Origin of the sequence: Solirhodobacter olei (assembly GCF_004010155.1) — a bacterium.
Lineage (GTDB): Bacteria > Pseudomonadota > Alphaproteobacteria > Rhodobacterales > Rhodobacteraceae > Solirhodobacter > Solirhodobacter olei.
Genome location: NZ_RRYH01000012.1, coordinates 130,171 through 147,229, shown reverse-complemented (window position 1 = coordinate 147,229; position 17,059 = coordinate 130,171). Strand labels below are relative to the sequence as shown.

Annotated in this window: 19 protein-coding genes; 11 read left to right on the top strand and 8 right to left on the bottom strand. The window is 70.1% G+C overall.

Going from position 1 to position 17,059, the window contains the following annotated elements; translation table 11 throughout:
- Positions 1-75 precede the first annotated feature (75 nt).
- The gene (locus EIP85_RS10375; protein WP_127902118.1) at positions 76-945 is read right to left on the bottom strand and encodes a branched-chain amino acid aminotransferase; all 870 of its coding nucleotides are present in this window, start codon (positions 943-945) and stop codon (positions 76-78) included.
- Between the two features lie 174 nt (positions 946-1,119).
- Here EIP85_RS10375 and EIP85_RS10370 point away from each other — a divergent pair, with 174 nt between their 5' ends.
- The 6 genes from EIP85_RS10370 to dxs all read left to right on the top strand — a co-directional run bounded on the left by EIP85_RS10370 (position 1,120) and on the right by dxs (position 6,404).
- Positions 1,120-1,629: a MarR family winged helix-turn-helix transcriptional regulator gene (locus EIP85_RS10370; RefSeq protein ID WP_127902117.1), complete on the top strand. Its 510-nt coding sequence runs from the start codon at positions 1,120-1,122 to the stop codon at positions 1,627-1,629.
- On the top strand, positions 1,626-2,330 hold the full coding sequence (locus EIP85_RS10365; protein WP_127902116.1) for a response regulator: 705 nt from the start codon (positions 1,626-1,628) through the stop codon (positions 2,328-2,330). The genes EIP85_RS10370 and EIP85_RS10365 overlap by 4 nt, the downstream gene beginning before the upstream one ends.
- A gap of 106 nt (positions 2,331-2,436) precedes the next feature.
- Complete coding sequence (locus EIP85_RS10360; RefSeq protein ID WP_241559955.1) at positions 2,437-3,366, top strand: histone deacetylase family protein; 930 nt, start codon at positions 2,437-2,439, stop codon at positions 3,364-3,366.
- Positions 3,363-3,602: an exodeoxyribonuclease VII small subunit gene (locus EIP85_RS10355; protein ID WP_127902114.1), complete on the top strand. Its 240-nt coding sequence runs from the start codon at positions 3,363-3,365 to the stop codon at positions 3,600-3,602. The genes EIP85_RS10360 and EIP85_RS10355 overlap by 4 nt, the downstream gene beginning before the upstream one ends.
- Before the next feature lies 1 nt (position 3,603).
- A complete protein-coding gene (locus EIP85_RS10350) occupies positions 3,604-4,470 on the top strand; it encodes a polyprenyl synthetase family protein (RefSeq protein ID WP_127902113.1) in 867 nt (288 codons plus the stop codon).
- Between the two features lie 17 nt (positions 4,471-4,487).
- A complete protein-coding gene (dxs, locus tag EIP85_RS10345; protein ID WP_127902112.1) occupies positions 4,488-6,404 on the top strand; it encodes a 1-deoxy-D-xylulose-5-phosphate synthase in 1,917 nt (638 codons plus the stop codon).
- Positions 6,405-6,413: 9 nt separating this feature from the next.
- Here the strand turns inward: dxs and EIP85_RS10340 are convergent, their stop codons facing one another.
- On the bottom strand, positions 6,414-7,259 hold the full coding sequence (locus tag EIP85_RS10340; RefSeq protein ID WP_127902111.1) for an SDR family oxidoreductase: 846 nt from the start codon (positions 7,257-7,259) through the stop codon (positions 6,414-6,416).
- A gap of 75 nt (positions 7,260-7,334) precedes the next feature.
- On the opposite strand from EIP85_RS10340, the gene EIP85_RS10335 reads away from it, so the two are divergent.
- A complete protein-coding gene (locus EIP85_RS10335; protein ID WP_127902110.1) occupies positions 7,335-7,958 on the top strand; it encodes a class I SAM-dependent DNA methyltransferase in 624 nt (207 codons plus the stop codon).
- Positions 7,959-8,275: 317 nt separating this feature from the next.
- Here EIP85_RS10335 and EIP85_RS10330 read toward each other — a convergent pair whose 3' ends face one another.
- Positions 8,276-9,151 carry a 3-hydroxybutyryl-CoA dehydrogenase gene (locus EIP85_RS10330; protein WP_127902109.1) on the bottom strand — a complete coding sequence of 292 codons (876 nt, stop codon included), beginning with the start codon at positions 9,149-9,151 and terminating at the stop codon, positions 8,276-8,278.
- A gap of 202 nt (positions 9,152-9,353) precedes the next feature.
- Here EIP85_RS10330 and EIP85_RS10325 point away from each other — a divergent pair, with 202 nt between their 5' ends.
- From EIP85_RS10325 to EIP85_RS10310, 4 genes are all read left to right on the top strand, one after another.
- Positions 9,354-10,181, top strand: coding sequence for a DUF6473 family protein (locus EIP85_RS10325; protein ID WP_127902108.1), 828 nt, complete (start codon positions 9,354-9,356; stop codon positions 10,179-10,181).
- Positions 10,182-10,306: 125 nt separating this feature from the next.
- A complete protein-coding gene (locus tag EIP85_RS10320) occupies positions 10,307-11,251 on the top strand; it encodes an ExeA family protein (protein WP_127902107.1) in 945 nt (314 codons plus the stop codon).
- Complete coding sequence (locus EIP85_RS10315) at positions 11,251-12,564, top strand: GumC domain-containing protein (protein WP_127902106.1); 1,314 nt, start codon at positions 11,251-11,253, stop codon at positions 12,562-12,564. Before EIP85_RS10320 ends, EIP85_RS10315 begins: the two co-directional genes overlap by 1 nt.
- An 8-nt stretch (positions 12,565-12,572) precedes the next feature.
- Entirely contained in the window at positions 12,573-13,436 is an 864-nt protein-coding gene (locus EIP85_RS10310) for a tyrosine-protein kinase family protein (protein ID WP_127902105.1), read from the top strand.
- Between the two features lie 63 nt (positions 13,437-13,499).
- On the opposite strand, the gene EIP85_RS10305 is transcribed toward EIP85_RS10310, so the two are convergent.
- The 5 genes from EIP85_RS10305 to EIP85_RS10285 form a co-directional block, all read right to left on the bottom strand.
- Entirely contained in the window at positions 13,500-14,426 is a 927-nt protein-coding gene (locus EIP85_RS10305) for an electron transfer flavoprotein subunit alpha/FixB family protein (RefSeq protein WP_127902104.1), read from the bottom strand.
- On the bottom strand, positions 14,426-15,187 hold the full coding sequence (locus tag EIP85_RS10300; RefSeq protein WP_127902103.1) for an electron transfer flavoprotein subunit beta/FixA family protein: 762 nt from the start codon (positions 15,185-15,187) through the stop codon (positions 14,426-14,428). Before EIP85_RS10300 ends, EIP85_RS10305 begins: the two co-directional genes overlap by 1 nt.
- A 130-nt stretch (positions 15,188-15,317) precedes the next feature.
- Positions 15,318-15,890 carry a cob(I)yrinic acid a,c-diamide adenosyltransferase gene (locus EIP85_RS10295; RefSeq protein WP_127902102.1) on the bottom strand — a complete coding sequence of 191 codons (573 nt, stop codon included), beginning with the start codon at positions 15,888-15,890 and terminating at the stop codon, positions 15,318-15,320.
- 2 nt (positions 15,891-15,892) lie between these two features.
- Positions 15,893-16,090 carry a twin transmembrane helix small protein gene (locus EIP85_RS10290; protein WP_127902101.1) on the bottom strand — a complete coding sequence of 66 codons (198 nt, stop codon included), beginning with the start codon at positions 16,088-16,090 and terminating at the stop codon, positions 15,893-15,895.
- Between the two features lie 88 nt (positions 16,091-16,178).
- Entirely contained in the window at positions 16,179-17,009 is an 831-nt protein-coding gene (locus tag EIP85_RS10285) for an SDR family NAD(P)-dependent oxidoreductase (protein WP_127902100.1), read from the bottom strand.
- Positions 17,010-17,059 lie beyond the last annotated feature (50 nt).

The following is a 17,059-nucleotide window of genomic DNA, read 5'->3' as shown; positions in this document are numbered from 1 at the left end:
CCGGCCTCCCCGCCCTGACAAGCGAAACGGCCGCCCCAGGGGGCGGCCGCTTCTTGCTTAAGCTTCGGTCCTGCCTCAGGCGCGGACGAGCTTTTCGTAGTCGGTGGAGATCTCGCGGGTGATGGCGCCAACCTCGAAGCTGTAGCTGCCGATCTGGCCCACCGGGGTGACCTCGGCGGCGGTGCCGGTCAGCCAGCATTGCTGGAAGCCCTCCAGCTCGCCCGGCTCGATGTGGCGCTCATGCACCGTGATGCCGCGCTCCTTCAGCATGGCGATGACGGTCTGGCGCGTCAGGCCGTTCAGGATGCAATCCGGCAGCGGCGTATGCACTTCGCCGTCCTTCACGAAGAAGATGTTGGCCCCGGTCGCCTCGGCCACGTAGCCGCGGTAGTCGAAGAACAGCGCGTCCGAGCAGCCCTTTGCCTCTGCCGCGTGCTTTGACATGGTGCAGATCATGTAGAGGCCGGCCGCCTTGGCCGCGGTCGGGATGGTCTCGGGCGAGGGGCGCTTCCACTTCGCGATGTCGAGCTTGGCGCCCTTGAACTTCGCGTCGCCGTAGTAGTTGCCCCATTCCCAGCCGGCGATCGCCAGCCGCACCGGGTTGCGCCGGGCGGAGACGCCCATGTCCTCGCCCGCGCCGCGCCAGGCGAGGGCGCGCACATAGGCGTCCGTCCAGCCGTTGGCCTTCAGCATGGCGTATTTGGCTTCCTCGATCTGGTCGACCGTGTAGGGGATTTGCATGTCCAGCAGCTCGCCCGATTTCAGCAGCCGCGCGGAATGGTCGCGGCCCCGGAAGATCTTGCCGGAATAGCAGCGTTCCCCTTCGAAGACGGAGGAGGCATAGTGCATGGCATGGGTCAGAATATGGACATTCGCCTCGCGCCACGGCACCAGCTTGCCGTCCATCCAGATCCAGCCATCGCGATCATCATAGGCGCCAGCCATCGCATCCTCCTTCGGCCCAGGTGTTCTTTTTGCGAAAATTGCGCATATTAGGTCCGGGGAGGACATAATATTTCGCGATTTCCGCAGTTCGGTAGCAATTGAATCTTGGATAGTCAACAAGGCTGACATAAAATCGGGAAAGTCGATGTGTTTTGTGATCTGCAAGGGGGAATGATGGCGGAAGGAGGAGCCGGGCCGGTTGGCGGCGAAAGCCTGCTGTTTCTGACCGACGAGCAGCTCAGGAAGGGCATCGAGGCGATGTTCTTCGCCTATCGCGGCTTCACCGCCGATCCCGACCGCATCCTGGAGCGGCACGACTACGGCCGCGCGCATCACCGGGCGATGCATTTCATCCATCGCTCGCCCGGCACGACGGTGAACAACCTTCTGTCGATTCTCGGCGTGACCAAGCAGTCGCTGAACCGCGTGCTGCGGACGCTGATCGAGGACGGTCTGGTGGCCAGCCAGGTCGGCCGGCGCGACAAGCGCGAGCGGCACCTGACGCTGACCGAAAAGGGCGAGGCGCTGGAGCGTGAGCTGTCGGAAGCGCAGCGGAGCCGGATGCGCGCGGCCTATCGCGCCGCGGGGCCGCAGGCGGTGGCGGGTTTCCGGCAGGTGCTGGAGGCGATGATGGAGCCTGAGATGCGGCGACAGTACATGACCCTGCGGGATGGTGGCGCATGAGCACGGAGACCGACATCCACCTTCTTATCGTCGATGACGACGAGCGGATCCGGGGCCTTCTGCAGAAGTTTCTGGTCCGCAGCGGGTTTCTGGTGACGGCGGCGCGGGATGCGGCGCATGCGCGGCGGCTTCTGGCGGGGCTCGACTTCGACCTGATCGTGCTTGACGTTATGATGCCGGGCGAGGACGGGATCAGCCTGACGCGCGCGCTGCGCGCGCAGCTGCCGACGCCGATCCTGCTGCTGACCGCGCGGGGCGAGACGGGCAGCCGGATCGAGGGGCTGGAGGCGGGCGCCGACGATTACCTGGCGAAACCCTTCGAGCCGAAGGAGCTTCTGCTCCGGATCAACGCGATCCTGCGCCGGGCGCCCTCGCCCAAGGCGGCCGAGTCCGGTCCGAAGGTGCTGAACCTCGGGCCGGTGCGCTACGAGGTCGACCGAGGCGAGCTGTGGCGCGGCAACGAGCAGGTGCGGCTGACAGCGACCGAAGCCGCGCTGATGCGGATCTTCGCGGCCCAGCCGGGCGCGGCGGTGAGCCGGGAAAAGCTCGTCTCCGACCTCGGGCGGGACGACGGGCAGGCGACGGCGAGGGCGGTCGACGTGCAGATCACCCGGCTTCGGCGCAAGATCGAGGCGGATTCGCGCCAGCCGCGGTATCTGCAGACGGTGCGCGGGTCGGGGTATATGCTGGCGCCGGATTGAGGCGGCGAGCGTTGGACCGGGGCGCTGCCGTCGCCATTGATTTCTCGGACCAATGGCGCAACCAATGGCGACCCCCGAGATATTTTGGACGGAAAGTGAGGCTGAGGTGACGACGGTTGTTTTCACGCATCCAGCGGGGCGGGGGCATCTGACGCCGCCGGGCCATGCGGAGCGGGTGGGTCGGATCGAGGCGGTGGAGGCGGCGCTGGACGCCATTCCGGGTCTCGAGCGGCGCGAGGCGCCAAGGGCGGAGGAGGCGGATCTGCTGCGCTGCCATCCTGAGGCCTATGTCGAGCGGATCCGGGCGGCGGAGCCTGCCGAGGGCTTCGCGCAGCTCGACCCCGATACCTTCATGTCGCCGGGCTCCTTCGAGGCGGCCCTGCGCGCGGCGGGCGGAGCCTGCGCCGCGGTGGATGCCGTTCTGGGCGGCGAGGCGCAGAACGCCTTCAGCGCGCTGCGGCCGCCGGGGCACCATGCCGAGCGGGAAAGCCCGATGGGCTTCTGCCTGTTCGGCAGCGTCGCCATCGCGGCCAAGCGGGCGCTGGAGGTGCATGGGCTGAGCCGCGTCGCGGTGCTCGATTTCGACGTGCACCACGGCAACGGCACGCAGGATCTGCTGTGGGACGAGGCGCGCGCCTTCTTCGCCTCCTCGCACCAGATGCCGCTTTATCCCGGCACGGGCTATGCCAATGAGCGCGGCGCGCATGGGCAGGTGCTGAACGTCCCGCTCGACCCCGGCACGGGGGGCGAGGAGATGCGCGCGGCCTGGGGCGAGGTGATCCTGCCGGCGGCGGAGGCCTTTGCGCCGGAACTGATCCTGATCTCCGCCGGGTTCGACGCGCATGCCGACGATCCGCTCGCGGGCCTCGAATGGCAGGTGGAGGATTTCCGCTGGCTGACCGGGGCGATCTGCGACCTTGCGGAGCGGGCCTGCGGCGGGCGGGTGGTCTCGACACTGGAGGGGGGATATGATCTTCAGGCCTTGGGCGCGTCGGTCGCGGCCCATGTCGAGATATTGAAGGAGCGGGGCGGATGACGGGCAAGCCGGTCGCGGAAATGAGCTTCGAAGAGGCGATGGCGGCGCTCGAGCAGGTGGTGACCCGGCTGGAGCGCGGCGACGTGCCGCTCGAGGAATCGATCTCGCTCTACGAGGACGGCGCGAAGCTGAAGAAGCATTGCGCCGAGAAGCTGAAAGCGGCCGAGGAGAAGGTGGAGAAAATCCGCGTCTCCGAGGGCCGCGCGGCCGGAACGGAACCGGCGGAAGGCCTCTGAGATGTTCATCACGGCGCTGGCCGAGGACGCTGCCCGCTGCGAGGCGCGGCTGGCGGAGGCCTTGGCGGGCCGGGGCGCGCTGCCGCTGATCGAGGCGATGCGCTACGCGGTTCAGGGTGGCAAGGGGATGCGCGGTTTCCTCGTCCTCGAAGGGGCGCGGCTGCATGGGCTGGCGCCAAAGCGGGCGGTTTCCGCGGCGGCGGCGGTCGAGGCGCTTCATGCCTACAGCCTGATCCATGACGACCTGCCGGCGATGGACGACGACGACCTGCGCCGGGGCCGCCCCACGGTCCATGTGCGCTGGGACGAGGCGACGGCGATCCTCGCCGGCGACGCGCTTCAGACCCTCGCTTTCGAGCTGCTGACCGATCCGGCGCTGGGCGCGGCGGACATTCGGCTGCGGCTGGTTGCGGGTCTTGCCCGGGCGGCGGGGTCCGAGGGGATGGTGCTGGGCCAGGCCCTCGACATGGCGGCGGAGGCGGCGGAAGCGCCGCTGACGCTGGAGGAGATCACCCGCCTGCAGGCGGGCAAGACCGGCGCGCTGATCGGCTGGGCGGCAGAGGCGGGGGCGATCCTCGCCGGGGCCGATCCGGCACCGCTGCGCGCCTATGCCACGGCGCTCGGGTTGGCCTTCCAGATCGCGGACGATATCCTCGACGTCACCGGCGATGCCGGCAAGGCGGGCAAGCGGCTTCACAAGGACGCGGCGGCGGGCAAGGCCACCTTCGTCTCGCTCCTCGGTCTGGAGGGCGCGCGGGCGCGGGCAGCGGCCCTTGTGGCCGAGGCCGAGGACGCGCTCGCCCCCTACGGCGCGGCGGGCGACACCTTGCGGCACTGCGCCCGCTTCGTTATTGCGCGCGACATGTAGGCGCCGAAAGGGCTCCGATGAGCGACCGACCCAAGACCCAGACCCTCGACCGCGTGACGGTTCCCGCCGATCTCAAGGCGCTCTCCGACCGTGAGCTGAAGCTCTTGGCCAAGGAGCTGCGGGAGGAGACGATCTCTGCCGTGTCGGTGACTGGCGGGCACCTGGGCGCGGGGCTGGGCGTGGTCGAGCTGACGACGGCGATCCATGCCGTCTTCGACACGCCGCGCGACAAGCTGATCTGGGACGTCGGCCACCAGTGCTATCCGCACAAGATCCTGACCGGGCGGCGCGACCGGATCCGCACGCTGCGGCAGGAGGGCGGGCTTTCGGGCTTCACCAAGCGCTCGGAAAGCCCCTATGACCCGTTCGGAGCTGCGCACAGCTCCACCTCGATCTCCGCCGGCCTCGGCTTCACGATGGCGCGGGAACTGGGTGCCGAGGGCGTGGGCGACGTGATCGCCGTGATCGGCGACGGCGCGATGAGCGCGGGCATGGCCTTCGAGGCGATGAACAACGCCGGCCACCTCGGCAAGCGGCTCTTCGTCATCCTGAACGACAACGACATGTCGATCGCGCCGCCGGTGGGGGCGCTCTCGACCTATCTCTCGCGCCTCTATGCGGGCGTGCCGTTCCAGGAGCTGAAGGAGATCGCCAAGGGCGCCGTCAGCTTCCTGCCGGAGCCGTTCCAGGAGGGCGCGCGCCGGGCCAAGGACATGCTGAAGGGCATGACCGTGGGCGGCACGCTGTTCGAGGAGCTGGGCTTCACCTATGTCGGCCCGGTCGACGGGCATGACCTGGACCAGCTTCTGCCGCTGTTGCGCACGGTGAAGGCGCGGGCGACGGGGCCGATGCTGATCCATGTGATCACCAAGAAGGGCAAGGGCTATGCCCCGGCGGAGGCAGCGGCCGACAAGGGCCATGCCACCGCCCGCTTCGACGTGCTGACCGGGGCGCAGACCAAGGCGCCATCGAACGCGCCCGCCTATACCAAGGTCTTCGCGCGCGGGCTGATCCGCGAGGCGGAGGCGGACGACCGGGTGGTGGCCGTCACCGCCGCCATGCCGGACGGCACCGGCCTGAACCTTTTCGCCGAGCGCTTCCCGCGCCGCTGCTTCGACGTGGGCATCGCCGAGCAGCATGCGGTGACTTTCTCCGCCGGGCTTGCGGCGGGGGGCATGAAGCCCTTCTGCGCGATCTATTCCACCTTCCTGCAGCGCGGCTACGACCAGGTGGTGCATGATGTGGCGATCCAGCGCCTGCCGGTGCGCTTCGCCATCGACCGCGCCGGGCTTGTCGGCGCCGATGGCGCGACCCATGCCGGAGCCTTCGACGTGGCCTTCCTCGCCAACCTTCCGGGCTTCGTGGTGATGGCTGCGGCGGACGAGGCGGAGCTGATGCACATGGTCGCCACCGCCGCGGCGATCGACGACCGCCCCTCCGCCTTCCGCTATCCGCGGGGCGAGGGTGTGGGCGTGGAGTTGCCGGAGCGCGGCACGGTGCTGGAGATCGGCCGCGGCCGCGTCCTGCGCGAGGGGAGCCGCGTGGCGTTCCTGTCCTTCGGCACCCGGCTTTCCGAGGTGCAGAAGGCGGCCGAGGCGCTCGCAGCGCGCGGGATCTCTCCCACAGTGGCCGACGCGCGCTTCGCCAAGCCGCTCGACCGCGATCTGGTGCTGCGGCTTGCGCGCGAGCATGAGGCGCTGATCACCATCGAGGAGGGCGCCATCGGCGGTTTCGGCAGCCATGTCGCCCAGCTTCTGGCGGAAGAGGGCGTCTTCGACCGGGGGCTCAGGTTCCGCTCCATGGTCCTGCCGGACATCTTCATCGACCAGGCGAGCCCGGCGGCGATGTATGCCGTCGCGGGCCTCGGCGCGGCGCAGATCGAGGCCAAGGCGCTGGAGGCGCTGGGCGTGTCGATGGTGGGGAAGCGGGCCTAAGGGCCGTGCTCAGCCCCCGGCGGCGAGGATCGCCGCCAGCCCCTCGCGATACCCGGGGTAGCGGAGCGTCACGCCGAGCTCGTCCTTGATGCGGTCGTTCCGCACCCGCTTCGAATCGCCGTAGAAGCTGCGCGCCATTGGCGACATCTCCGCCTCCTCGAAGGGGACTTCGGGCGGCTCCGGCAGGCCGAGGAGGCGGGCCGCATGGCCGATCACGTCCTCTGGCGGGGCGGGTTCGTCGTCGCAGACGTTGTAGATCGCGCCGGGGTTCGGGCGGGCGATCGAGGCGGAAAGGACCCGGCCGATGTCCTCGACATGGATGCGGCCGAAGACCTGCCCCGGCTTTATGATCCGCCGGGCGGTCCCGTTGCGGATCTTTTCGAACGGGCCGCGGCCGGGGCCGTAGATGCCGGCGAGCCGGAAGATATGGACCGGCAAGCCGGTGGCCAGCCAGGCCGCCTCTGCCGCCACGCGCGCCTTGCCGCGGCGGCTGGTGGCGGTGGGGGGCGTCCTCTCGTCCACCCAGTCCCCCTCATGATCGCCGTAGACGCCGGTGGTGGAGAGATAGCCGACCCATTCCAGATGTTTCGCCGCCGCGATCCGCGCGCCTTCGGCGGCGAGGAACGGGTCGCCCGCTGCATCGGGCGCGGCGGAGATGAGGAGATGCGTCGCCTCGGCCAGTGCCGGGGCGAGGTCCGCGCCGGGCCAGACGAGGGGCTCCACCCCCTCCGCGCGCAGCGCTTCCGCCTTCTCGGCCTTTCGCGTGGTTCCGATGACGCGCCAGCCCTGCGGCAGGATCTGCCGGGCGAAGACCTGCGCCGAATAGCCGTGACCGAGGGAGAGGAGCGTGGGCATGTCCCCGTTCTCGCGTCTCGGGCTCCGATCCGCAAGCGGGTTGATTTCCGGCGCGGTCTTTGGCCCTATCGGGGGATGGACGATCCCGATCTCGAAGACGCCTACGGCCTCAAGACGCCGGAGGATTCGATCCGGCTCTACCGCGACTGGTCGGAGAGCTATGACGAGGGCTTTGCGGCCACGCAGGGCTACCGGCTGCCCGCCGCCGTGGCAGAGGCCTTTGCGGCGGAAGGCGGCGCGGGCCCGGTGCTCGACGTCGGCGCCGGAACCGGCCTGCTGGCCGCGCGGCTGGCGGAGCTGGGCGTGGGGCCGGTTGAGGCCGCCGATATCTCGCCCGAGATGCTGGCCCGGGCGGAGGCCAAGGGGCTTTACCGCGCGACGCATGTTCTGGACCTGACCGGGCCCCTGCCGCTGGCGGACGGGCTTTATGGCGGCATCACCAGTTCGGGCACGTTCACGCATGGCCATGTTGGGCCCGAGGCGCTGGACGAGCTTCTGCGCATCGCCGCGCCGGGGGCGCTTTTCGCATTGTCGATCAATGCCGAGGTCTACGAGAGCAGCGGATTTGCCGAGAAGCTCGCAGCCCTCGGGGAGGCGATCACGGATCTGGACCTGCCGGAGGTCGCGATCTACGGCCCCGGAGCCGACCCCGCGCATCGCGGGGATCGGGCGTTGATCGCGTTGTTCCGGAAGGCGTGAGGGGGAGGCCGGGGTGGTGGTGCGCAATAAATGCGCACCCTACGGCGTTGAGCTAGGCCCCGTTCCGCCCGGTGCGCGCCGAAGGCGCAGGGCGAGCGCCTGCCCGCCCGGACGGGCTGGCGCTTTGTCACCCCTCGCAATGCTCCGGCTCAAGCAGAACCTGGCAGCCATAAATGGCGAAGCTCGACCGGCCCGACGCGCCATCCCGCGGGCAGGCGCTCGCCCTGCTTGGGCCGGCCTCTTGGTCGATCTGAAATCCCGGCGTAGGGTGCGCATTCATTGCGCACCGTCCCACCGCCGCCCCGATCAGGCCCCGCCTACCGCGTCGGGACCGGGGTCTCGCCGCGGTAGTCGTAGAACCCGCGCTTGGTCTTCCGCCCGAGCCACCCGGCCTCGACATATTTCACCAGCAGCGGGCAGGGCCGGTACTTGGTATCCGCCAGCCCCTCGTGCAGCACGTTCATGATGGCGAGGCAGGTGTCGAGCCCGATGAAATCCGCCAGCTCCAGCGGCCCCATCGGATGGTTCGCCCCGAGCTTCAGCGACAGGTCGATCGACTGCACCGAGCCCACGCCCTCGTAAAGCGTGTAGACCGCCTCGTTGATCATCGGCATCAGGATGCGGTTGACGATGAAGGCGGGGAAATCCTCGGCCGAGGCGGCGGTCTTGCCGAGCTTGCCGACGACCTCCAGCAGCGCCTTGTAGGTCGGCTCGTCGGTGGCGATGCCGCGGATCAGCTCCACCAGTTGCATCACCGGCACCGGGTTCATGAAGTGGAACCCCATGAATTTCTCCGGCCGGTCGGTGCGCGAGGCCAGCCGGGTGATCGAGATCGAAGAGGTGTTCGAGGTCAGGATCGTCTCGGGCTTCAGATGCGGCAGCAGATCCTCGAAGATCGCCTGCTTCACCGTCTCCCGTTCCGTCGCCGCCTCGATCACCAGGTCGGTCGGACCCAGATCGGCCAGCCGCAGCGTGGTGGAAATGCGCCCGAGGGCGGCGGATTTCTCCGCCTCCGAGATCTTCTCGCGCGCGACTTGCCGGTCCAGGTTGCGGCCGATCAGCGACATCGCCTTGTCGAGGCTCTCCTGGCTGATGTCGGTCATCAGCACCTCGTAGCCCGCGAGCGCGAAGACATGGGCAATCCCGTTGCCCATCTGCCCCGCGCCGACCACGCCGACCTTCCGGATCTCCATGCCCTGTCCCCCGATTGATGCGGCCGAACCATATGCGGCGGCGCGGCAGGGGCGCAAGGCCGCGCGGCGCCGAATTCCGCCCGCGCGCTGCGGGCCTGCCGCGTCTTAGGCAAATGGAAACCCGCATGCGCCAATCTGGGTGCGGACGCGCCGCGCCATGGGCGGGGCGGCGCCCTGCGGGGCAATCGGGTGGCTGGGGCATATGGCATTTGAACGCATGGCCGAGGGGGCGCTGGATTATTCCCCCTACAGATTCGGGACTTCGCGGCTTATGTTCCGCGGCCCCCGGCGGCGGCTGGAGGGCGGCTACATGACCGTTCTCGGCGGGACGGAGACCTATGGCAGGTTCATCGAAACCCCGTATCCCGCGCTGATCGAGGCGCAGACAGGGCTGCGGATCTTCAATTTCGGCTGTCTCAATGCCGGCGTCGACGTGTTCCTGAACGATGCGGAGGTGCTTGCCGCCTGCCGCCGCGGCATGGCGACGGTGGTGCAGATCCTCGGCGCGCACAACATGACGAATCGCTACTACGCCGTGCATCCGCGCCGGAACGACCGCTTCCTGCGCGCCTCCGGCCTGATGAAGGCCATCTTCCGCGAGGTCGACTTCACCGAATTCAACTTCACCCGCCACATGCTTTCCACCCTGCAGGCCGCCTCGCCAGAGAAATTCGCCATCCTTGCGGAGGAGCTGAAGGCCGCCTGGGTGGCGCGGATGCGGCTGCTTCTGGCGCGGCTCGGCGGCCGCTCGGTGCTGCTGTGGATGGCCGATCACCCCCCGGCGGAGGAGGGCGAGCCGCTGCGTCTCGACCGCGATCCCCTGCTGGTCGATCGCGCCATGATCCAGGCCGTCGCCACCCAGACCAGCGCCTATGTCGAGGTCGTGGGCCCCGCCATGGCCGAGGCGCAGGGCGCCTCCGGGTTGGTGCTGTCGGCCTATGATGTAGCCGCCGCCGCCGGCCTGCCGGGTCCCGCCGCGCATGAGGAGGTCGCCCGCCAGCTCTCCCCGGTCCTGAGGGAGCTAGTCTGACCCCCGGCCTTGCTTAAGCCTCCGTTAATCATGCGGCGCGATGATGGCCTCGCGGCCCGGGGAGGGGTTCGTGGCCCGGCCCGGGCCTGCGGCCTCCCTGGCCCCAGACAGAAGGGCGGCAGGTCATGGGTATCTCCTTCGGACACAGCTGGGCGGACCGCGGTGCGGCGGCGGCCAATCCTCTGCCGCCCTATGCCGCGGCGTTCGGGCTATCGGCCCGGCCTTTCGCCGCCACCCCCGCAGAGGGCGCGATCTACTGGTCCGGCGCGCATCTTCGGGCGCAGTCGGTGCTGGAATATGGCGTGGTCTCCGCCGCCACGGCGGTGGTGCTGACCGGCGAGCCCGGCACCGGCAAGACCACGCTGGTGCAGGACTTGATCGCCCGGCTCGGTGGGGATGTCAGGGTGGCCCTGCTGGCCAACGGGCAGCCCGGGCCGCGCCCGGTGGCGGCCTGGGTGCTTGCGGCGCTGGGCCAGCCCCCGGCTCCGGAGGCCGACGCGCTGGCCCTGGCGGGCCAGCTGGCGTCGGTGGCGCTGGGCGAACGCGCGGCGGGACGGCGGATTCTTGTGATCGTGGACGAGGCGCAGGCGCTCGACACCACCGCGCTGGAGGATCTGCGCCTGCTGACCAACCCGCTCGAGGGCACCGCGCCGCTGGCGCAACTGGTGCTGGTGGGCCATGGCGACCTGCGCGACCGCCTCCGCGGCCCGTGGCTGCGCCCCCTGGCGCAGCGGGTGGCGGCGGCCAGTCATCTCGGGCCGATGGATGCGGAGACGGTCGCGGCCTATGTCGCCCACGGGCTCCGCGCGGCCGGCGGCACTGGCGAAGAGGTGACGCCCGCGGCCGCCCAGGCCATCCACGCGGCCACCGGCGGAATCGCCCGGCTGGTCAACCAGCTTTGCGATTTCGCGCTGCTTTATGCCTGGGGCCTGGAGCGTGGACGGGTGGACGAGGCGCTGGTGGCGCTGGTCCTGTCGGAGGGCGTGTTTTTCGGTTGCGAGGCCCCGCCGCCGGTGCTGCCGCCCGCCTCGGCGGCCCAGGCGCCCGCGCTGCACCGGGCCGCAGGGTGATGGCAGCCGCTCGTACGATCGCCGGCCCGGGCCCGGCCAGGCGCAGCGCCCGGGCCTATTGGGCCGGGCGGGCGCTGCGGCGGCTGCCGCTGGCCCTGGCGGTGGCGTCGGTGATCGCGGGCCTCGCTGTGCTGGCCGTGCGGCATCTGCCGCCGGTCTACGCGGCGCAGGCACAGGTTACCCTCGTCGCGCCAGAGCTTGGCGACGATCGGCGCGCAGCCGTGCCGGCGCCTGGCCAGTTGCAGCTTTACCGGGAGCGGCTTCTGGCGCGGGAAACCCTGCTTGCGGTCGCGCATGAGGTCGGGGTTTTCCCGCCTCAGCGCAGAATGTCGCCCGACCGGATCGCCGCGGCGATGGCCCGGGCCACGCGGATCACCGCGCGGTCGGGGCGCGACCAGGCCCCGCTTCTGGAAATCGGCTTTCGTGCGCGCAGCCCGGCGCTGGCGGCGGGCGTCGTGAGGGCCCTTCTCTCGCGGCTTCTGGAGGAAGACCGGCAGCAGCGGATTGCGTCTTCGCAGGCGGCGGTGGCTTTCTTCGGGCGTGAGGTTACGCGTGCCGGCGCCGCGCTCGACGGGCAGGCGAAGGAGGTGCTGGCCTTCCGCCGCGCCCATCGGCTGGCGCTGCCGGAGAACCGCAGCCGGCTGGAGGCCGATCTGGCCGATCTGCGCGCCCGGCAGGACGCGTTGAACCAACCCGCGCCACGCCCGGCCGCTCCACCTTCGCAAACGGAGGCGACCCGGCAGCTCGCCGCGGCAGAGACCCACTTGGCGCAGGCCCGGGCGCTATATTCCGAACGAAATCCTCGGGTGGTGTTGATCGCAACCCGGGTCGCCGCGCTGCGCCGGGCGGTGGAGGCGGAACGCCTGGCCGACAGCCGCAGCCGGCCCGATCCGGCATCCGGTCCGGCGGCGCGCGCCGCCCGGAGCGCCGAACTCGGCCGGCAGATCACCGCGCGGGAGCGGGCGCTGGCCGACATTCCGGCCAATGCGCTGGCGCTCGAGGCGTTCGACCGCGACGGGGCGGCCCTGCGCCAGCGTTACCGCGCGGCGGTGGAGAAGCGCGATGCCGCGCGGCGGGCGGAGCGGATCGCGCTGTCCGCAGGCGGCGAAAGGCTGGAGGTGGTCTCGCCCCCCGAAGTGCCCAGTGATCCGGTGGCGCCACGGCGGCGGCTGATCCTGACCGGCGGCATCGGGGCGGGGCTTGTGGCCGGGGCGGTGCTGGGCCTCGGTCTGCTGGCGGTCTCGCCCGCCGGGGGCGGGCTGCGGCTCGACGCCGGGCTGATGCTTGCGCGGCTACGCGATCTTGCAGGCTAGGGGGCTGGATGGATTATCTGCAACAGGCGTTGGAAAAGGCGCGCCGCCAGCGCACAGCCGGGTCCGAACCCTCAGGCGGGGCCGGGGAGCAGACCGCACCAGCCGGGGCCTGGCCGCGCCCCCGGCTGGTGCCGAGTGCCGCAGCGGTGGCGCAGACCGGGGCAGGGCCGGCGCCGCGCGGCGCGATATCGCTTGCCTGGCACGGGCTGTCACCGATCGACCCGGACCCGGCCCGGCTTCAGCGCCTGCGCGTCGTGAGCCGCGAGGGCGGGCGCGCTGCGGCGCCCTGGGACCTGCTGCGCGCCCGGCTGGCCGAGGAGGCGCGGCGCAATGGCTGGCGCCGCATCGCGCTGGTCTCGGCCGCGGCCGGGACCGGGCGGACGACGGCGCTGGCCAACCTCGCCTTCTCCTTCGCCCGTGCGCCCGGTGTGCGGCTGATCGCGCTCGACCTCGACCTGCGGGCGCCGGGGCTGGGGCGGCTTCTGGGCCAGAGCCCGGTCACCGGCATGGCGAGCGGGCTTGCCGAGGTGCTGGAGGGCCGGGCGCCCTTCGCGGCCGCTGCGCGCCGTTTCGGGGGCGGCGTGGCCTTCGGCCTCGCGGCCTCGGGGCGGGCGAGCCCGGCGGATCTGCTGGGTGCCCCTTCGGCCGGGCAGGCGCTTGCGGCGATGGATCTTGCCTATGCGCCGGATCTGATCCTGATGGATGCCGCCCCGCTGGACGCCGGGCTGGAGGCGGAGGCGGCGCTGGCGCTGGCCGATGCGGCGCTTATCCTGGTGGAGGCAAACCGCGCCACGGTGCAGGAGGTCGACGCGACGGAGCGCGCGGTGGCCGCGATCACCGCGGTCGCCGGGCTCGTTCTGACCAAGGCCTGAGGCCCTTATGGCAGAAGGCCCGCGCGGGGGCGGGCCTTCCGGGGTCTTGTGGAGGCGGGGGCCTCAGAGCTTGTCGGTCAGCTCCGGCACGGCCTGGAAAAGGTCGGCGACGAGGCCGTAATCGGCGACCTGGAAGATCGGCGCCTCTTCGTCCTTGTTGATGGCGACGATGACCTTGGAGTCCTTCATCCCGGCGAGGTGCTGGATCGCGCCCGAGATGCCGACGGCGACGTAGAGGTCCGGCGCCACGACCTTGCCGGTCTGTCCGACCTGCCAGTCGTTCGGGGCAAACCCCGAATCGACTGCCGCGCGCGAGGCGCCCACGGCTGCGCCGAGCTTGTCGGCCAGCTTCTCGATCAGCGCGAAATCGGCTTCGGAGCCGACGCCGCGGCCGCCGGAGACGACGATCTTGGCCGAAGTCAGCTCTGGCCGGTCGGAGGCGGCGACCTTGTCTTCCACCCAGTTCGACAGGCCCGGGTCGGCGGCGGCGGAGATCGTCTCCACCGGCGCGGAGCCGCCCATAGGAGCCGCGTCGAAGGCCGAGGTACGGATCGAGACGACCTTGATCGGGTCGGACGATTTCACCGTCTGGACCGCGTTGCCGGCGTAGATCGGGCGTTCGAAGGTCTCGGCGTCGTCGACGCCGGAGACGTCCGAGATCACCATCACGTCCAGAAGTGCCGCGACGCGCGGCAGCACGTTCTTGGCGTCGGTCGTCGCCGGCGCCACGATGTGGCTGTAGCCGGAGGCGAGGCCCACGACCAGCGCCGCGGTGGGTTCCGCCAGCCGGTGCCCGAGCGAGGCATCCTCGGCGCAGAGCACCTTGGCCACGCCCGCGATCTTCGCGGCCTCGGCGGCGGCCTCGGCGGCATGGGCGCCGGCGCAGAGCACGGTGATATCGCCCAGGGCCTTGACGGCGTTGACGGTCTTGGCGGTGGCATCGACCGAAAGCGTGCCGTCGGTCACTTCGCCCAGAAGAAGAACGGCCATCAGATCACCCCCGCTTCGTCCTTGAGTTTCGCGATCAGCTCCTCGACCGAGCCGACCTTTACGCCCGCCTTGCGGCCGGCGGGCTCGACCGTCTTGACCACGGTCAGCCGCGGGGTGACGTCGACGCCGTAATCGGCGGGCGTCTTTTCCTCCAGCGGCTTCTTCTTCGCCTTCATGATGTTCGGCAGCGAAGCGTAGCGCGGCTCGTTCAGGCGCAGGTCGACCGTCACCACGGCCGGCATCTTCACCTTGATCGTCTGCAACCCGCCGTCGACCTCGCGGGTGACGACGGCGGTGTCGCCCTCCACCGCCAGCTCGGAGGCGAAGGTGCCCTGCGACCAGCCCAGCAGCGCCGCCAGCATCTGGCCGGTGGCGTTCATGTCATTGTCGATCGCCTGCTTGCCGGCGAGAACCAGGCCGGGGGCCTCTTCCTTCACCACGGCGGCCAGAAGCTTGGCCACCGCCAGCGGCTCAATGTCCTGATGCACGTCCGAGGCGGCCTCGATCAGGATCGCGCGGTCCGCGCCCATCGCAAGCGCGGTGCGGAGCGTCTCCTGCGACTGCTTCACGCCCACGGACACGACGACGATCTCTTCGGCCTGCCCGGCTTCCTTCAGCCGGATCGCCTGTTCAACAGCGATCTCGTCGAACGGGTTCATCGACATCTTCACGTTGGCCAAGTCAACGCCCGACCCGTCCGCCTTCACACGGACCTTAACGTTGTAGTCGATCACCCGCTTCACGGGCACCAGAACCTTCATGCGTGCACTCCTCTCTGTCAGCCCCCCGGGCCCCGGGGACATGGCGTCGTCCGAGGGTTGTTACCGGCTTGCCGCCCCAAACGACAGGTCAAAATCGACAGGTTTCGGCGACAGGACGCCGCGTTTTCCCCTAACGCGTCGCGCCGGGCACCCAGAGGACATCGGCGCGGCCGTCGTCATTGGCGATACGGGCGGCGACGAAGAACCAGTCCGACAGGCGGTTGAGGTATTTGACGGCGGCCGGGTTGACCTCCTCCTCGCCCGCAAGCTCGGTCGCGAGCCGCTCGGCCCGCCGGCAGATGGTGCGGCAGAGGTGGAGATGCGCGGCCAGCGGCGAACCGCCGGGCAGGATGAAGCTGCGCAGCGGTTCCAGCTTTGCGTTCATCGCGTCGATCTCGCCTTCCAGCCGGGCGACCTGGCTCTCGACCATGCGCAGCACGGGGTAGGGCGCCTCGGCGTCCTTGGCCATGTCCGGACGGCACAGATCGGCGCCAAGGTCGAACAGGTCGTTCTGGATCCGGGCAAGGGCGGCGTCGGCCTCCCCCTCTGCATGCAGGCGGGCGAGGCCGAGGGCGGAGTTCGTCTCGTCCACCGTGCCGTAGGCGGCAACGCGGAGCGAATGCTTGGGCACGCGGGAGCCGTCGCCGAGCGCGGTGGATCCCTTGTCCCCGGTGCGGGTGTAGATGCGATTCAGAACGACCATGGTCAGCGCCGGAAATATACGAAGATGAGGATGCAGAGGATGGCGACCGCCTGCGCCGCGATACGGTATCGCATCAGCCGGTTGGCGTTGTTTGCGTGGAACTTGCCGCCGAAGCCGAAGCTGCCGATCCCGAGCATCAGGATGAAGAGCGTGACCAGCACGGCAATGACGACGAGGATGAAGAGCGGATCGTGGAACATGGCAAGGCCCCCCTTGGCCATCCCTATCGCGACGGCGGGCAAAAGCGAACCGGAAACTGCTGCGGCGGGTCGGCGCAGCGGGCGGATTTCAGCCCTTGGCGATCAGCCAGTCGAGTGCCGATGTCGGCAGGATCCGCCTGAGCGCACCCATCAGGTAGGTCGGCGTGGTGACGTAATAGCGCGCCCGCGGCCGCGCACTTTCCAGCGCATGGACAAGCTTGCGGGTCACGGCGGCGGCGGGAAGCTCGAACGGGTCTGGCCCCCTGTCCTCGTAAAGCCGTTTCCTCAGCTGATCGCGGTACTGGCCGGCGCGGGGCGAGGCCTGCCAGTTCACCCAGCGTTCGAAATGGGGGATCGCGTTGACGCGGATCCTGGAGGTGACCGGCCCCGGCTCGATCAGGATGAATTTCAGGGGCGTGTCGCGCATCTCGATCCGCATCACGTCGGTCAGCCCTTCGAGGGCGAATTTCGTCGCCACATAGGCCCCCCGCCAGCGCGCGCCGACAAGCCCGAGGACGGAGGAGCAGGTGACGATCCGGCCGTGCCCTTGCGCCCGCATCACCGGGATGATCCGGCGGGTCAGGTCGTGGGTGCCGAAGACGTTGGTCTCGAAGATCTCGGCAAGCGCGCCGCGCGGCAGGTCCTCCACCGCGCCGGGGCAGGCAAAGGCGCCGTTGTTGTAGAGCGCGTCGAGCGTGCCACCCGTGCGCGAAAGCACCTCTTCCACCGCTGCGGCGATGCTTTCGGGGTCGGCGAGGTCGAGAGGCAGGCTTTCCAGCCCCTCGGCCTGAAGCCGTGTGCAGTCTTCCGGCTTTCGGCAGGTCGCGAAGACCCGCCAGCCCCGAGCCTTCAGCCCGCGGGCGGCGTCGTAGCCGATGCCGGAGGAACAGCCGGTGATCAGGATCGTGCGGTCCGCCATGCGTCCTCCGCGAAAACTGCTGCATTCTGGCTAGCCCGCGCGCGCTTCGG

Bases quoted from the DNA above. Each gene is read 5' to 3' on its own strand.
- EIP85_RS10375 (WP_127902118.1), bottom strand. From the start codon at position 945: ATGGCTGGCGCCTATGATGATCGCGATGGCTGGATCTGGATGGACGGC.
- EIP85_RS10370 (WP_127902117.1), top strand. From the start codon at position 1,120: ATGGCGGAAGGAGGAGCCGGGCCGGTTGGCGGCGAAAGCCTGCTGTTT.
- EIP85_RS10365 (WP_127902116.1), top strand. From the start codon at position 1,626: ATGAGCACGGAGACCGACATCCACCTTCTTATCGTCGATGACGACGAG.
- EIP85_RS10355 (WP_127902114.1), top strand. From the start codon at position 3,363: ATGACGGGCAAGCCGGTCGCGGAAATGAGCTTCGAAGAGGCGATGGCG.
- EIP85_RS10350 (WP_127902113.1), top strand. From the start codon at position 3,604: ATGTTCATCACGGCGCTGGCCGAGGACGCTGCCCGCTGCGAGGCGCGG.
- dxs (WP_127902112.1), top strand. From the start codon at position 4,488: ATGAGCGACCGACCCAAGACCCAGACCCTCGACCGCGTGACGGTTCCC.
- EIP85_RS10340 (WP_127902111.1), bottom strand. From the start codon at position 7,259: ATGCCCACGCTCCTCTCCCTCGGTCACGGCTATTCGGCGCAGGTCTTC.
- EIP85_RS10335 (WP_127902110.1), top strand. From the start codon at position 7,335: ATGGACGATCCCGATCTCGAAGACGCCTACGGCCTCAAGACGCCGGAG.
- EIP85_RS10330 (WP_127902109.1), bottom strand. From the start codon at position 9,151: ATGGAGATCCGGAAGGTCGGCGTGGTCGGCGCGGGGCAGATGGGCAAC.
- EIP85_RS10325 (WP_127902108.1), top strand. From the start codon at position 9,354: ATGGCATTTGAACGCATGGCCGAGGGGGCGCTGGATTATTCCCCCTAC.
- EIP85_RS10320 (WP_127902107.1), top strand. From the start codon at position 10,307: ATGGGTATCTCCTTCGGACACAGCTGGGCGGACCGCGGTGCGGCGGCG.
- EIP85_RS10315 (WP_127902106.1), top strand. From the start codon at position 11,251: ATGGCAGCCGCTCGTACGATCGCCGGCCCGGGCCCGGCCAGGCGCAGC.
- EIP85_RS10310 (WP_127902105.1), top strand. From the start codon at position 12,573: ATGGATTATCTGCAACAGGCGTTGGAAAAGGCGCGCCGCCAGCGCACA.
- EIP85_RS10305 (WP_127902104.1), bottom strand. From the start codon at position 14,426: ATGGCCGTTCTTCTTCTGGGCGAAGTGACCGACGGCACGCTTTCGGTC.
- EIP85_RS10300 (WP_127902103.1), bottom strand. From the start codon at position 15,187: ATGAAGGTTCTGGTGCCCGTGAAGCGGGTGATCGACTACAACGTTAAG.
- EIP85_RS10295 (WP_127902102.1), bottom strand. From the start codon at position 15,890: ATGGTCGTTCTGAATCGCATCTACACCCGCACCGGGGACAAGGGATCC.
- EIP85_RS10290 (WP_127902101.1), bottom strand. From the start codon at position 16,090: ATGTTCCACGATCCGCTCTTCATCCTCGTCGTCATTGCCGTGCTGGTC.
- EIP85_RS10285 (WP_127902100.1), bottom strand. From the start codon at position 17,009: ATGGCGGACCGCACGATCCTGATCACCGGCTGTTCCTCCGGCATCGGC.